Origin of the sequence: Psychromonas sp. (genome assembly GCF_047632955.1) — a bacterium.
In the GTDB taxonomy this organism is placed as follows: Bacteria; Pseudomonadota; Gammaproteobacteria; order Enterobacterales; family Psychromonadaceae; genus Psychromonas.
Genome location: NZ_JBLIED010000001.1, coordinates 46,071 through 61,987, shown reverse-complemented (window position 1 = coordinate 61,987; position 15,917 = coordinate 46,071). Strand labels below are relative to the sequence as shown.

The window sequence follows — 15,917 nt, the reverse complement described above, 5'->3', positions numbered from 1 at the left end:
TTTTAGTTTCAAATATTGCTGATATGTTAACCACATGTTATGGAAATAATACCTATGTGTCCATAACATGTTGAGGAATCTTAAAAGATTGTATTGTCTTGGTTAAGTAATATTGTACGGCGCGTTGACCACAAAACAGCTTAGGGAGTTAAAACAACAAAAATGGTCTCTGCTATTACTCCCCCAGCAGCATGCTCAAGATACTTTCCGGCAAAGGTTGTAAGCGTTTATGCTTATCCAGACAAACCATTTCAATATCACCAATAACCGCCGCTTTTGTCGCGCCAGGTCGCCATACCTCTTGTCGCCATAAGGTTTTATACTTGCCGTCAAGTTGGCAGGTGGTGCGAATGTCGCAAATTTCAGCAAACTCAACCCCATCTTGAAAGATCATATTCGCTTTATACACCGCAAAACCAAGCCCATTTTCACGCCACAATTTATCCAGCAGATTGCTACCAATCACGTGCTCCCGCGCCCGTTCAAAATACTTAAGAAAATTAGGATGATAAACGACCCCGGAATGGTCGGTATCTTCGTAATAAATCTGCACTGGATGATGGTAAGTTTTATTCATTAAGAGCTTCCAAAACGTTTATATCTGCAGGACCAAGGGCAGACATCTCCTGATAATCAAATAATTGAGGTGATAATACCGGGCGGTGATAGAAATCCCGACAGGCATTAATAAGCAACAGAGTCCGCTCGGAAAATCCATTTTGTAAATAATGCATCACCTTTTCGTGCACTTTATGTTTAAAACCCAATCGGTCAATGCTGATACCACTGAGATTATCCACACTGACGTCAAATTTAAAACCACAACTTGCAGCCAATGCCCATTCTATTGCCTGCGGTGTTATCTCAACTTTTTCAAATTCGGCTTGCTGTAACGCATCACGGCCATCGGGTTCATACCAGTAACCAAAATCAATCAATAACCTGCGCTGTTCACCTGCCACTAACCAGTGCGCCAGCTCATGTAATGCACTGGCGTAAAAACCATGTGCAAAGATTATTCGATGCTGACTATTTTGAGAGTCTGCGGGTAAATAAACAGGCTCATCTTCACCTGCTATTAAAACGGTATTATAGGGTTCACTAAAAGTGTGATTAAAGACAGTGATTAGGTCTTGATAATTAAATGAAACTGGCACAGAAGTTCTCAATGATATGGGTTGAATTATTCGACAAAATTTGCAACAAATTATACACTCAGGAGGCAGCTCGGGTATACCCTTTAAATTCCAATTTAATTAAGAAGATATTATGTCACTTATCAGTAAAATTCGTTGTGCTTTCACTCTGGGTCAAGGTGTATTAATCGAAAATGAAGCATTAAAAACAACGAAGGATCCCATCTCATTTTTTAATAGCTGGTTAAAACAAGCGCAAGATACGGGTATTGTTCTGCCTGAATCTATGTCTATCTCAACTTGCACTGCAGAAGGACGCCCCTCTTCGCGCATGGTCTTACTCAAAGAGGTCGATTCCAAAGGTTTTGTCTTTTTCACCAATTATGACAGCCGTAAAGCCCATGAGTTAGAGACTAATCCCTTTGCCGCACTGTTGTTTCACTGGAATATACTGCAGCGTCAAGTCCGTATTGAGGGAAGAATTGAGCGCATCAGCTTTGAGCAATCAAATGCTTATTTCCAAAGTCGTGGCCGCGGCAGTCGTATTGGTGCCTGGGCTTCACATCAAAGTCAGGAACTAGATGATCGAGAAAGCTTAGTGCAAAGAGTAAAGTATTTTGAGGAAAAATTTGCCGGAAAAGAGATCCCGTTACCGGAATTTTGGGGGGGTTATCGGGTTATCCCTGACAACATCGAGTTTTGGCAGGGCAAGGCGGATCGTTTACACGACAGATTTGTTTATCAACCACTGGATAAAAATTGGACTGTGAAACGTTTAAACCCCTAAACCCCGAAGGCTGACGGCCGAAAACCGAAAGCCTTTTCCCATATCTGCCATATTATTTTAAAATAAGGCGCGCATTGGTCGCTTGAACAGGACGGTTGTTGGGTCCGGTTAAGGCACTTGAAAATGCCTTAACTTGCTTGGCAGACACCGCAACACTCTCTTTTAAAACTAACCAGCGCACACCTTCAGAGCATGGTGGTGTGGTTAAGGATCCATTAAAACGGTAATAATCCCGGTTGGTAGGTAAAATACCATCAATGTTAAAGGGTTTGTTTAGTGAATACTTATCCCCGGCATGCTCGGGCATCTGCTGCCATGCGTCAGCCAAGGTTGCGTTTTCAGCTTTTTCTTCAAACATGACCGCGACAACAACCAGGTTTCCGGCTTTATCTGCATGCACCAAATGCGCTTCTAGAGGGTAGGATTTTCCATCAATCTGGTTTTCACTCGGCGCATGAAAATGCACCTGTAATAAGTCAAACTCGCGACCATCAATATTGATGCTACTGCCCGATTGATAATTAATTTGCACGGTATGACCATTATTTACAATTTCGTTCCCCCCTGCCTTATAATTAAATTTGATCGGCGTAAGGTCCGCTTCAATAAACCCCGTTAGGTTAACCGGTGATTGATTTGATGCGCTACAGGAAAAATTGTCAGGACTGAGTTTAGCCCAATGATCTGGACCGTGCTCACCGGAATATCCCCAGTGGGCATCAGTAGAGGCAAAGGCTGAGGCAGAACTAATAAGTAAACAAGAAAATAAAATTGATTTTTTCATAAAATATCTCATGAGGTTAAAAATATGAGGCGGTCCTAGTGACCGTAAAAGAAAAGATTTAATCAGCTTTTATCATTGAGTGCGCTGAAGCAGATCAATAAAGTTTTGATTCAAAACCCTTTTTACAAAAAAAATTATAACCATCCGTGTTCGGCAAACATTTCCGCTAATTTATCCAGTTCATTATCAAGATGATCTGCCCATTCAAAACCATTTTCGAGTCCGCCAAGGTGTTTCATAAACCAGTTATAAAAAACTTTATTCTCAAACAAACCATGAACATAAGTAGTATAAACGTTACCTTGCTGCCAGCCGCTATCAGCCGCTATAAAATGCTCAAGTGCTGCATCGCGGATGGTTTTACCGTGGTGTATTTCATAACCTTTAATGCTATTTCCGAGCCAATTAATAGTTGTTTGTCGGGTCGATTTATCGTCGCAAATCTCAGTGTGCAAATCGATTAAAGCCAAACCTTGCTTGTCACCATCTTCAATATGGAAAGGATCTAAAATAGTTTTTCCAAGAATCTGCAGGCCGCCACAAATTCCCAGAATCAATTTTCCGGTTCTCTGAAACTGCTGAATTTGTTTATCGAGCCCGGTGCTGCTTAAAAAGCTTAAACTGACACCACTGTTTTTGCTGCCCGGTAAAATCAATGCATCAAACCGGGTTAAGTCGATATTTTGATGAACGGGAACCAGATTAACGTCATCCTGGTATAAGAGCGGATCAAACTCATCCAGATTAGAAGCGTAAGGGTAATAAATAAGCGCAACATTGATTTTACCGCGTTGCCATTGGCTGCCTAGCCTGAAACTATCCTCTTCGGGCAGTTGGTGACGGTAATAGGGTAAATTTGCCACCGTAGGGATGCCGGTTTTTTCTTCTAACCAGTCCATTGCATTACCCAGTAAAAGCGGATCTCCCCGAAACTTGTTAAGCACAAACCCTTTAATTAACTTCTGTTCCTCGGGCGCTAAACATGCCCAGGTCCCCAGCAGATGCGCAAAGGATCCGCCACGGTCAATATCCGAGACCAAATAAACATCTGCCTGGCATTCAAGGGCAACGGACATATTGACAATATCTCCCGCGCGAAGATTAATTTCAGCGGGACTGCCTGCCCCTTCAATAATTACCTGTTCATAGTCATCCTGTAATCTCTGCAGTGCATATTGGACCTCTTTCCAGAGCAGAGATTTACGATCCATCCAGGGTAACCGGCTGACTTCATTATTCACCACTCCGTTAACAATGACCTGACTGAAGGTTTCTGCACTGGGTTTTAATAAAACCGGATTCATTAATACGCTGGGGGTCGCCTTCGCCGCCAGTGCCTGCAGATATTGCGCACGGCCTATCTCTAAGCCGTCTTCCGTAATGGCCGCATTGTTACTCATATTCTGCGCTTTAAAAGGCGCAACCTTTACCCCGCGATTAGCAAGCAATCGGCAAATTGCGGTAACTATTAAGGATTTTCCGGCATCACTGGTACAACCCAAAATCATAATAGGTCTTTTTTTATTAAGGACTTGTTGCTTTTTAGTCGTCATATCGGGCTAATAAATAAATTTTGAATAAAAAAAAGCACTGCTTAAACAGTGCTTAATGAAGTCTAACGCCAGATGCTGTTAACCACGACGAATGATCACAGCCTCGGCAAGCTCTGCTAATAGTGTTTCTGTGTCTGCCCAACCGATACAAGCATCGGTGATACTTTGACCGTATGTTCCACAGACACCCTCGATTAAGTCTTGACGACCTTCTACAAGATGACTTTCAACCATCACACCGGCAATGGCTTTATCGCCCGCTGCAATCTGTTCACAAACGTTAGTGCAAACGTTCATTTGATTTTCGAACTTTTTCTCTGAATTTGCGTGGCTGAAATCGATCATTATTTTTTGTGCTAAACCTGATTTTTGCAGATTTGATTTAATCGCAGCAACATCCTGTGCACTGTAATTTGGCTTTTTACCACCACGTAAAATAAGATGGCAATCAGGATTACCTTTAGTTTGTACTATCGCACTGTGACCAAACTTGTTGACCGACAGGAAATGATGCGAGGCATTAGCCGCACCGATAGCGTCAACGGCGACTTTGATTGTACCGTCTGTGCCATTTTTGAATCCCACCGGACAAGAAAGGCCAGATGCTAATTCCCGGTGAACTTGTGATTCAGTAGTACGTGCTCCAATTGCGCCCCAAGTCATTAAATCGGCAACATATTGTGGGGTTATCATATCTAAAAATTCAGTCGCAGCAGGCACGCCCAATTTGTTAATATTCAATAACAATTTACGTGCTGTGCGTAATCCTTTATTAATATTGAAGGTGCCGTTTAATTCCGGATCATTAATCAGCCCTTTCCAGCCGACCGTAGTACGCGGTTTCTCAAAATAAACACGCATCACAATTTCTAATGAGTCTTTATATTTTTCACGCAGTGGCGCCAATTTATTAGCGTATTCAAGGGCAGCTTTAGTATCATGAATTGAACATGGACCGATAATCACTAAAACGCGATCATCATGATCAGTTAAAATGTTATGAATTGCGTGGCGTGAATCAGCAACGGTTTTGCTGATGGTTGCTGTTATCGGAAATTTTTCTAATAATGCAATAGGTGGTAATAGCTCTTTTATAGCCTTAATATTTATATCATCGGTATTAATCATCAAAGTTCCCATATCGCACTTTCTGTGCTTAAAGTTAATTGTATTTTTCTATCTGTCTCATTATGTTCTTAGCAATCTGGTGAGGTTTAGTCCATCAAAGCGCTGTACGGCTCAATAATAACGCTTTCACCCTCCGCCACATTACCGCGATCCTGCTCCAGTACAATAAAACAATTTGATTGACTCATTGAACTAAATACGCCCGAACCTTGGTGGCCGGTTGATTGTACAACTAACTGTCCATTGTTATTAACAGAGTAGACTGCACGTTGAAAATCGGTTCGACCGGGGGATTTTTTAAGTTTTTCTTGCGTAATAGCATTAAAACGAATTGCAGGCTGAGGATTTAAACCACTTAGGGTCGCCATCGCAGGTACAGCAAGCTGGTAAAGAGTTACCATAGCGGAAACAGGATTACCTGGCAAGCCGAAAAAGACACTCGATGGTAATTTTCCAAAAGCAAAAGGTTTACCCGGTTTGATGGCTAATTTCCAAAAATTTATCGATCCTAATTCAGCTAAAATATCTTTGATAAAATCGGCTTCACCTACTGATACCCCGCCGCTGCTAATGACCACATCGGCTTGCTGGTCGGCTTTAATAAATGTCTCACGGAGCAGATTTATATCATCTTTGATAATACCAAAATCAATAATTTCAACATTCAAACGGGATAACAGCGCGATTATGCTGTAACGATTACTGTCATAAATATCACCTTCAAAAAGTGTTTCACCTAAGTTTTTCAGTTCGTCACCTGAAGAGATAACCGCTACTTTAAGTTGTCTAAAAACAGCAATATCAGCGAGGCCCAGCGAGGCAATTAAGGGGATATCACGCGGCGTTAATTTATGACCTTTATTAAGCACCCGTTGACCGAGTTTAATATCTTCGCCCGCTAAACGCACATTGTCGGCCAATGTCGGGCACTGAGTAAAACTAATCAAGTCGTCTTTGACCGTGGTGCGCTCCTGCATGACGACGCTGTCGGCGCAACCCGGCATAACAGCACCGGTCATAATGCGGATGCACTCTCCTGATGCGAGCTGACCGTGATAAGGGATACCTGCAAAAGATCGGCCAACCAGCTTTAATGTCACCGGCTGATCCGCTGAGCAGTTAATTAAATCGACGCGATTAACGGCATATCCGTCCATTGCTGAATTATTAAAAGAGGGGACATTTAAGGGTGATTTTATCTCCTCTGCTAATGCGTAACCCAATGCTTGGGCTAACGGCAGAGAAATTGCCTGGCAGACATTGTCTAATGCGGTCTGCATTTTATCCAGTGCCTGCTCAAAAGGCATTAATCCTTGTACATCACAACATCCCATCTTTTTTTACTCCATTATATTGATAACAATTGCACTTTTAACCGTATTTAAGAAAACTTTAAGCTTTTTATTTTGTAAACGCAGGCTGCTCGGTTCTGGCAACCTTGATCCCTTGTAAATCTTTAAAACAACAGGTTATTGCTGTTTTAATAAAATCCTGTAAATAGGCCATTCCTTGCTGCTCTTCACGTACCGCAGCATACAGGGTATTCCAGATTCCTTCTTTACCTAAGGGCCGCGCAACCACATAATCTTTTTGCAGATATTCAAATAAAGCCCAGTTAGGCAACCCCGCCACTCCTCTGCCGCTGGCAACCAACTGCAGCATCATCAGGGTCAAGTCAGCATGACGAATTTTTGCCGGGGAGACGCCTTCAGGAATTAAAAACTGCTTAAAAATATCTAAACGTTCCTTCTCAACGGGGTAAGTGATTAAGGTTTCCTCTCGCAGATCTTCAGCTTCAATATAACTTTTATGCGCCAGTCTATGATGGCGACTGAGGGCAAGCATCGGCTGATAACGAAACAGAGGAATGTAACTGATCCCCTCAATGGGTTGCGGATCCGAGGTTACTACAAGATCCAGATTCCCGCGCTTTAAGGCCGGTAAGGGTAAAAAACTGAAACTACTGGAGAAATCTAATTCCACCTCCGGCCAACTATCACGAAATTTATCAATCGCCGGCATCAACCACTGAAAACAGGAATGGCACTCAATGGCCATGTGTAAACGGCCGGCATCGCCTGAATAAAAACGCGCAAGATCTCTTTCCGCATTATTAATTTGCGGCAAAACCTCCTCGGCTAAGGTTAATAAACGCAAACCGGAAATCGTAAAACGAATCGGCCTGGATTTACGAATAAATAAAGAGCAGTTAAGCCGCCCTTCTAACTCTTTTAGCTGATGTGATATTGCCGATTGGGTCAAGTGCAATTGCCGCGCGGCTTCAATTAAACTGCCCGTCGATTTTAATGTTGCCAGGGTTTTTAAGTGTTTGATTTCAATCACAGCGAAAGCCCATTCCAAAGAAAATTACAATTATCACAACAATACTTGAAAAAAATTCATAATAAAAGCGTGAATTATGCTTTGTCTCTGTTATTTGCTTCACAGTGTCTTCAATATCAGGTACTTTTAACAGTTAAAAATAACTTGCCTTCACTTACCAAAAATTATGCATTCAGAGGTGCCCATGTATACCATTCAAAAGTCCACTAAATTAGATAATGTCTGTTATGACATTCGCGGACCCGTTCTTAAACAAGCGCATAAATTGGAGGAAGAAGGACAGCGTATTTTAAAACTGAATATCGGTAATCCTGCCCAGTTTGGCTTTGATGCACCTGAAGAAGTGATGATGGATGTGATAAAAAACCTGCCGCAAAGTCAGGGTTATTGTGATAGCAAAGGCCTTTTTTCTGCTCGAAAATCGGTAATGCAGCATTATCAGGCCAAAGGTTTGCTGTCACTGGATACCCATGATATTTATATCGGCAACGGAGTCAGTGAATTAATTGTAATGGCGATGCAGGGTTTATTAAATAATGGTGATGAGCTATTGGTGCCTGCGCCGGATTACCCGCTATGGACCGCTGCAACAAATTTATCCGGCGGCAAAGCAGTTCATTACATTTGTGATGAGCAGTCAGATTGGTATCCCGATATTGAGGATATTAAATCGAAAATCACCGTTAAAACCAAAGGGATTGTTATTATCAATCCGAATAATCCCACCGGCGCGGTTTACAGCAAGGAATTATTAGAGCAGATTATTGAACTTGCCCGTATCCATAATTTAATTGTTTTCTCCGATGAAATCTATTCAAAAATTGTTTACGATGATGCGGTCCACATTCCGCTGGCCACCCTGGCCGACGATATTTTAATCGTGACCTTTGACGGGTTGTCTAAGGCCTATCGGGTGTGCGGTTTTCGCGTCGGTTGGATGATGATAAGCGGCGCAAAAAAACAAGCACGTGATTATATTAATGGCTTAGAGATACTTGCGAGTATGCGTTTATGCGCCAACGTGCCGATGCAGCACGCTATCCAAACCTCCCTAGGCGGATATCAAAGTATTAATGAGCTGACCGTACCGGGCGGACGTTTATATGAACAAACTCAAAGTGCATGGAAGTTAATTAATGAGATTCCCGGGTTAAGCTGTACCAAACCTAAGGGCGCTTTATACCTTTTTCCTAAACTGGATCAAAAGAAATTTAATATTAAAGACGACCAGCGTTTTGCCATGGACTTGTTGATGGAAGAAAAAATATTAATTGTTCAGGGGACCGGCTTTAACTGGCACTCACCGGATCATTTCCGGATTGTTTGTTTGCCGCGAGTGGACGAGCTCAGTACTGCTATCTCTAAAATAGGTCGATTTCTGCAACACTATCGCCAGTAATTATCGCCAGTAAGGTAAATAAAATCTACAATGGAGACCGTCGGTTTCCATTTTTAAAATACTATTCGAGTTAATTATTCCCCTTCGAAGATGGTCTTAATTTAGGGAATGAATAGGAAGTTGCTAACGATGTTTGCCGCACTCGTTAGCAACTTTTTATTTTTTATTAACTGTGAAATTCATTGCAGGCAAACAGTGTATTTTCTATCAGCGTTGCAACCGTCATCGGTCCGACTCCGCCGGGTACCGGAGAAATCCATGCGGCACGCTCTTTAGCACCTGCAAAGTCAACATCACCTGCAATGCGGCCATCTTCCAAACGGTTGATGCCAACATCTAATACAATGGCGCCCTTTTTAATCCACTCTCCCGGAATAAAGTTAGCTTTACCGCGAGCCACAACCAATATATCTGCTTGTTTTACATGATGCGCGAGATCCGTCGTAAAGCGATGACAAGTGGTGGTTGTACAACCGGCTAATAACAGCTCCAGCGTCATCGGCCGTCCCACTATGTTAGAGGCGCCCACCACCACAGCATGTTTACCGTGAAACTCAGTGCCGATATATTCGAGCATACTGATAATACCGCGCGGTGTGCAAGAGCGCAGCAACGGGATACGTTGTGCTAACCGACCGACATTATAAGGATGGAAACCATCAACATCTTTATCGGGTTTAATACGTTCAATGACGGTTGTTTCATCAAGGCCCTCGGGCAAAGGAAACTGCACCAGTATTCCGTCAATGCTGGGATCATCATTAAGCTTATCAATTAACACTAATAATTCATTCTGAGTTGTCGTTTCAGGAAGATCAAAGGCCTTTGAGTGAATGCCCACCGCTTCACAGGTACGACGTTTGCTACCAACATATATTTGTGATGCCGGGTCGCCTCCCACCAAAATAACGGCTAACCCCGGAACACGTAATCCTTCGGCTACTCGAAGCGCAACACCCTTTGCTACTCTGTCTGTAATCGTGGTTGCAATTGCCTTACCATCTATGATTTGTGCAGTCATTGAACAACTCTCTATTTATAATGTTTAATATCTCTGTATTGTCGCAAAACAATCGAATGATGTCACATAAATCATCATCAGTTTCGTTATATATCCAAACTGCTTGAAGATGCGCAGTCCTGCATTTTTAAGTAATTTTGGGTTATTTTTTTTATTTACGATAATATCTTTTCTATTTTGGATCTTATCGGTAAGATCCTTTATCAATGCCTCTTAACCGCTTTATTTATCAGATAGAGATCTATGCAACCGTCAAATTCAATATTCAATTATAATGGCTTATTGCGTAAGCTAATTTCAGACTCCAATGTGCACTCCGGGTTACGTTCATTAATAGCCATGTCGATGGCATTTATCCCGGTGCTTATGTTCGATTCAATCCCCTTTTTTACACAAGATAGTCTGCATATTTCAATTTCGTTGTGTTTAGGGGTAATGGCCAGTGGTGTTGTTGAAACCGATGATAACAGTAGAAACAGACGTAAATTTGTTTTTACCATCGCAATATGCTTCATTTTTGCATCGGCCTGCGTTGAATTATTAATGCCCTATCCGTTTGCTTTTGCGCTGGGTTTATTTACCTCAAGTTTTGCTTTTATGATGCTTGCGGTATTAAACAACCATTACAATCGGGTTGGATTCGGTGCCATTTTAATTGCAATTTATACCATGATAGGTTACCAGGCACAGATCAGCTGGTATGAGCAACCCATTCTATTAAGCCTGGGTGCATTATGGTACGGCCTGTTTTCGCTGTTTTGGAATTTTTATAGTCCTTATCGCTCGTTAAGGGAACAGCTGGCACAACTGTTCTTCGCATTGAGCCGTTATCAGGAACAAAAATCAGCTTTATTTAACGAAAAAGAAGGCACCAGCAAAGCCGGAATATTTGCCGTACGTCAACAATTAGCGATTCGCAACATTGCCATTATGGGCCGTCTGGATCAATGCAAACGCATTATTCAATCTCGTTTTCAGTTTAACCAGCAACAACCTGAGCTTGATAAACTTAATTATCACTATTTTGTCGCAGAACAAATTCATGAACGTATTAGCGCAAGCCAGTATTTATACAGCCAGCTGGAAAAAAGCTTTCGAGACAGTCAAATATTAGAAGGTTACCATCAGCTTTTATTACAATTAGGTGATGAGTATTATCAAATTGGGATGGCTATCTCCGATAAAAAAAGCTATCAGCACAGTCGACGCTTAAAATGGACCCTCAAGGCTCTGGCGGATCAATTATATTTGCTCAAACAGAAACCAGAAGTGATTGACAATAAAAAAGCTCTGCAGGCGCTGCAGGGAATTTATGAGAATTTAGAAGGCATAAATACGTTATTGTTAACAACTCAGCAAACCGACCAAAATGAGCCAGTAATGGTGCCTGTCGAAGCCGAGTCGGTGCCGACACAGCCCGCTTACAAGCAACTGCTTGCGGCAATGACAGCAACCAACCCGACCTTTAAACATTCGCTTAGAATCAGCATTGCTTTATTAGTCGCGTTTTTTCTGCAGAATATTTTACAGCTTAATCATGGTTTCTGGATTTTACTGACGGTGCTCTTTGTTTGCCAACCCAGTTTCAGTGAAACACGTAAGCGATTGGTATTACGCAGTATAGGCACACTATTTGGGGTTCTCTTAGGTTACCCGATAATAATGTTAGTGGGAGGCATAATCCCGCAAATTGCGTTGCTGGTAGTGATGGCTTTTTTCTTTTTTACCTATGTACGCACCAATTATGGTTTATCGATCATATTTATGACCCTGTTTGTGATGTTTGTGTTCAATCTGTTAAACGGCACGGGCATGGAAGTGTTACCTTATCGAATCGGCGAGACCCTATTAGGTTGTTTATTAAGCGTTCTGGCAACCAGTTTTATTTTTCCCGATTGGCAGTTTCAGCGCTTTCCGACACTGGTTAACCAACTTTTAACCTTAAGTGGCCGTTACTTCAAACAGGTGACCGATCAATATCAGCATGGTCGCAGCGAAAACTTAAATTATCGGATCACCCGATTTAACACCTTTCAAAGTGATGCACAATTGGCCAGTGCCTGGCAGAGTATGTTGTTTGAACCCGATGCTAAACAGCAGTTAAAACAGGAAGTTTATGCCTTGGTCAATCGTTGTGATGCATTAGTTTCTTATATCGCGGCATTGGCTTCTCACCGCCATAAGATTGATGACTTTGAAAAAAACATTGAAGTACAAAACTTAATCAACCACACAGGCAAACAGTTGTTTCTCGCTTGTCGTCCCGAACAGATTGATACCAAAAAAATTGTTGAAACGATTCAAGAATTAGAAGACTATGATGCTCATTTTTACGGCGAAACCTTGTTAATTGTTGAGCAATTGCGCTTAATTGCCTTTACCGCGATGGATATTCAATTAATTCTGCAGCAGATTGATTTTGACAGTTCAAAATAACGCTAAAAATATTTTAATTATATTTAGCCGCGGAGGATATCAACAGGTAAACTTCATTTCCCAGTACATTTGAGCAATAAAGGATAAATATTTTGTTATTTAACGGGCAACAATACCCAACAGATGCGCAAGGTTACTTATTGGATTCAACCTTATGGACCCGTGAACTAGCCGCATTTATTGCCCAGTCAGAAGCACTGCAAATGACCGACCAGCACTGGCAGGTGATTTTTTTTGTTCGTCAATTTTATCTCGAGTATAATACCTCACCAGCGATGCGCACCCTGGTTAAAGCGATGGAAAAAGAATACGGAAAAGAAAAGATAAGTAGTCGTTATTTATACCGGCTTTTTCCTAAGGGGCCAGCTAAGCAAGCGACTAAAATCGCCGGATTACCAAAACCCGCTCGCTGCATTTAATGGGTAGTAAAGAATAATTTTTTTAGATTTAATCAAACTTAACAAACAACCGTCATTATTAATAAGGATTAACCTATGCCAAAGGCAAGCGACATTAAAAAAAATACCGCAGTCGAATACAACAACAATGTTTATATTGTAAGAGATATTGAACGTTCTGTGCCGCAGGGGCGTGCCGGCGGAAGTTTATATCGCTTCCGTATGTACGACGTTGTTTCCGGCTCAAAAATTGATCAAACATTCAAAGATAATGAGATGCTGCCATTAGCCGATTTAGTTCGCCGTAATGTTATGTTTTCTTATATTGACGGTGATGAATATGTGTTTATGGATAGCGAAGATTATACGCCATACAATCTTAATACAGACAGCATCGCAGACGAGCGACTCTTTATTAATGAAGATACTCAAGGTCTTCAGATAGTTTTAGTTGACGGTGCGCCTGTTGCGTTGGAACTACCTTCCAGTGTAGAGCTGGAAATAGCAGAAACCTCTCCCTCTATTAAAGGTGGTTCGGCAACAGCCCGTACCAAACCTGCCATACTCTCTACCGGCCTAACAGTACAGGTACCAGAGCATATCTCTACGGGCGATAAAATCAAAGTGAACACGGCTGAAAGTAAATTTATGGGCCGTGCTGATAAATAACAATTTAAGCAATAAACATTAAAAAAAGGGAGGAGCCAGTAAATTGGCTCCCCCTTTTTTTTAACAAGCTCTGCAGTTATTTTTGGCATAAAAAAAGGCGACTAAATATAGTCGCCTTTTAATCTTCTAACAAATAATCAAATCATACCCATTTCACTCATTAAGAGTTCTATTCAGCAGCATATTTAATATCAGCATTGGCCATTAACGCCATTGATAAGGCTTGATAGGTTGATTCAGAAAATAAGCGCTCTAATCTCTGTTCAATTTGTTGTATATCATCACCATTGCTCAACTCCGGATCAAGTTCCTGAACGCTGTTCAGTTCAATCAGAGCATAATCACCCGTGGTCGTTGTCACCCAGTCGTAGGTCGCTTGCTGCGCGGTTGGTTTAGCTAATTTAAAGACCGATTGCATCACTCGATAATCAAGTTCACTGTCATTACGCGTAAAGGTTAACGGTGAGCTGAATGCCAATTTTTTCTCAGTCAATAACTTTTCAATTGACTCTTGAGCATTCAACTTGCCCATTAAGGATTTAACAAACTGTTCGGTATTTTCCTGCGCTTTCTCTGCCTGTAGCAGTTCGATGATCTGCTCAGAAACGTCAGCAAGAGGTTTCAACGCAACCGCTTGGTAATCATTAATATGCACAACAATGGCTTTATTTTCGGCAAGCTCAATAGGCTCGGAGTTCATCCTATCTTCACGAAATGCGCTATCAAATACGACTTTTAATACCGCATCATCGGCAAGCAATTCGGGCGCCTCTGCAGCTGAAAACAGTTCTGAATGCTCAATATCTACACCAAGCACTTTAGCAGCTTCATCTAAATTGTCAGGCATTTCAAAGGCAACTTCACTTAACCTTTGATACAAGTCATAGTAAAGTTCATTCATTTTGTCCTGTTTAGCAGCGTCTTCAACTTGCGCTTTCACCTCAGACAAGGGTAATGTTTTACTTTCTTGAATATCGACCAGTTTGATGATGTGATAACCAAATTGTGATTTAACAACTCCCGACAAAGGCTCTTCTTTGGTGAGCTCAAATGCAGCCTCATCAAAGGCAGGATCCATTACACCACGTTCAAACCAGTCCAATTCGCCATTATTTTCAGCAGAATAGCTGTCCTCAGATTTTTCAGCGGCAAGTTGCGCAAAATCAGCACCCTTTTCAAGCTCAGCTAAAATAACCTGGGCTTTTTCTTTGGCTGCGTTGTTGTCTCCAAGCACTAAAATATGCGCAACTTTACGTTTTTCACTGCGCTGATAATCAGAGGCGTGAAGATCGTAATATTTTTCCAGATCAGCATCGCTCACCATCACCTGGTCAGCTAACAAAGAGCCATCCAGGACAACATAATCGACACTGACCTGCTCAGCAGTTTGAAACAACTGGCTGTTATTATTGTAATAAGTAGATATTTCTTGTTCACTTAGCGGATCTGTTTCAGCAAAATCACTAGCTTTAACCGTTAGCACTCGCGCCACACGTTTTTGAGCTTGTAAGCGGTTAGCCTGCGCCACTTCCATGGGTAAACTAAACTCACTGCCAAGGACCATGGTAAGTAACTGACGACGAGCTAAATCTTGTTTTACACTTTCACTAAATTGCGCCGGTGTATAACTTGCTCTTCTTAATAGTGATAAGTATTGCTCGTTATTAAATTTGCCATCAACCTGAAACTCCGGCATTTTACGCATTTCTTGTTTAACTTGCTCATCACCGATACGTAATCCCATATCATTAATAGCTTGCGTAAGAAGACGTTCAGAAATGACCGTTTGCGTCGCTTGCTGTCTGATTTTCTGGTTAAAATCAGGCGTAGCTGCAAGTAGTGCAAACTGTTCACCATATTGTTGCTCTAAACGACTACGCTCATTTTGATAAGCTTGATCAACGCTCGCTTTACTGATTTCTTCACCATTGACGACAACGGCAACGGCTACATTGCTGCCGCCTAAATAACTACTCACTCCCGCCAGGGTGAAGGAGAGAATGATAACAACTATTATAATTTTAGCCGTGGCACCTTGTGCGCCTTCGCGCATTTTATCTAACATAACTTTTCTTCTCTTGAAAACTTATACCAATTTTTAATGGCACTTAATTGATAACATTCTGCCGTTAATCGCCCTATGAGCAACTAAAGCACAGCAAATTTTAACACTAAAAAAATACTTTTTAATCGGATTGTTATTAAATAAAAAAGCGCATCATTGGATGCGCTTAATGTATAACTATTGTATTTGCATCGCTGC

The 15,917-nt window shown here is 41.6% G+C and carries 14 protein-coding genes; 5 read left to right on the top strand and 9 right to left on the bottom strand.

The window, feature by feature from the left end; all coding sequences use genetic code 11:
* Window positions 1-175 precede the first annotated feature (175 nt).
* A complete protein-coding gene (locus ACJAZP_RS00270; protein WP_415228722.1) occupies window positions 176-577 on the bottom strand; it encodes a thioesterase family protein in 402 nt (133 codons plus the stop codon).
* Window positions 570-1,157 carry an elongation factor P hydroxylase gene (locus ACJAZP_RS00265; RefSeq protein ID WP_415228721.1) on the bottom strand — a complete coding sequence of 196 codons (588 nt, stop codon included), beginning with the start codon at window positions 1,155-1,157 and terminating at the stop codon, window positions 570-572. Before ACJAZP_RS00265 ends, ACJAZP_RS00270 begins: the two co-directional genes overlap by 8 nt.
* Window positions 1,158-1,269: 112 nt before the next feature.
* On the opposite strand from ACJAZP_RS00265, the gene pdxH reads away from it, so the two are divergent.
* Window positions 1,270-1,923 carry a pyridoxamine 5'-phosphate oxidase gene (gene pdxH, locus ACJAZP_RS00260; protein WP_415228720.1) on the top strand — a complete coding sequence of 218 codons (654 nt, stop codon included), beginning with the start codon at window positions 1,270-1,272 and terminating at the stop codon, window positions 1,921-1,923.
* A gap of 52 nt (window positions 1,924-1,975) precedes the next feature.
* On the opposite strand, the gene ACJAZP_RS00255 is transcribed toward pdxH, so the two are convergent.
* From ACJAZP_RS00255 to ACJAZP_RS00235, 5 genes are all read right to left on the bottom strand, one after another.
* Window positions 1,976-2,707 carry a carbonic anhydrase gene (locus tag ACJAZP_RS00255; protein ID WP_415228719.1) on the bottom strand — a complete coding sequence of 244 codons (732 nt, stop codon included), beginning with the start codon at window positions 2,705-2,707 and terminating at the stop codon, window positions 1,976-1,978.
* Window positions 2,708-2,841: 134 nt separating this feature from the next.
* Entirely contained in the window at window positions 2,842-4,260 is a 1,419-nt protein-coding gene (locus ACJAZP_RS00250) for a cobyric acid synthase (protein ID WP_415228718.1), read from the bottom strand.
* A 78-nt stretch (window positions 4,261-4,338) separates the two neighbouring features.
* A complete protein-coding gene (gene aroG, locus ACJAZP_RS00245; RefSeq protein WP_415229013.1) occupies window positions 4,339-5,391 on the bottom strand; it encodes a 3-deoxy-7-phosphoheptulonate synthase AroG in 1,053 nt (350 codons plus the stop codon).
* An 83-nt stretch (window positions 5,392-5,474) separates the two neighbouring features.
* Complete coding sequence (moeA, locus tag ACJAZP_RS00240; protein ID WP_415228717.1) at window positions 5,475-6,722, bottom strand: molybdopterin molybdotransferase MoeA; 1,248 nt, start codon at window positions 6,720-6,722, stop codon at window positions 5,475-5,477.
* A gap of 67 nt (window positions 6,723-6,789) precedes the next feature.
* A complete protein-coding gene (locus ACJAZP_RS00235) occupies window positions 6,790-7,731 on the bottom strand; it encodes a LysR family transcriptional regulator (RefSeq protein WP_415228716.1) in 942 nt (313 codons plus the stop codon).
* Between the two features lie 184 nt (window positions 7,732-7,915).
* Between ACJAZP_RS00235 and ACJAZP_RS00230 the strand changes: the two genes are divergently transcribed.
* On the top strand, window positions 7,916-9,130 hold the full coding sequence (locus ACJAZP_RS00230; RefSeq protein WP_415228715.1) for a pyridoxal phosphate-dependent aminotransferase: 1,215 nt from the start codon (window positions 7,916-7,918) through the stop codon (window positions 9,128-9,130).
* Between the two features lie 166 nt (window positions 9,131-9,296).
* On the opposite strand, the gene folD is transcribed toward ACJAZP_RS00230, so the two are convergent.
* Window positions 9,297-10,151, bottom strand: a complete 855-nt coding sequence (gene folD / locus ACJAZP_RS00225) for a bifunctional methylenetetrahydrofolate dehydrogenase/methenyltetrahydrofolate cyclohydrolase FolD (RefSeq protein WP_415228714.1) — start codon at window positions 10,149-10,151, stop codon at window positions 9,297-9,299.
* 243 nt (window positions 10,152-10,394) lie between these two features.
* Here folD and yccS point away from each other — a divergent pair, with 243 nt between their 5' ends.
* The 3 genes from yccS (at window position 10,395) to yeiP (ending at window position 13,654) form a co-directional block, all read left to right on the top strand.
* Window positions 10,395-12,587 (top strand): YccS family putative transporter, encoded by a 2,193-nt coding sequence (gene yccS, locus ACJAZP_RS00220; RefSeq protein WP_415228713.1) that lies wholly within the window; start codon window positions 10,395-10,397, stop codon window positions 12,585-12,587.
* 89 nt (window positions 12,588-12,676) lie between these two features.
* The gene (locus ACJAZP_RS00215; protein WP_415229012.1) at window positions 12,677-13,006 is read left to right on the top strand and encodes a TusE/DsrC/DsvC family sulfur relay protein; all 330 of its coding nucleotides are present in this window, start codon (window positions 12,677-12,679) and stop codon (window positions 13,004-13,006) included.
* A gap of 75 nt (window positions 13,007-13,081) precedes the next feature.
* Entirely contained in the window at window positions 13,082-13,654 is a 573-nt protein-coding gene (gene yeiP, locus ACJAZP_RS00210) for an elongation factor P-like protein YeiP (RefSeq protein WP_415228712.1), read from the top strand.
* 169 nt (window positions 13,655-13,823) lie between these two features.
* On the opposite strand, the gene ACJAZP_RS00205 is transcribed toward yeiP, so the two are convergent.
* Window positions 13,824-15,719 carry a SurA N-terminal domain-containing protein gene (locus tag ACJAZP_RS00205; protein ID WP_415228711.1) on the bottom strand — a complete coding sequence of 632 codons (1,896 nt, stop codon included), beginning with the start codon at window positions 15,717-15,719 and terminating at the stop codon, window positions 13,824-13,826.
* Between the last annotated feature and the right edge of the window lie 198 nt (window positions 15,720-15,917).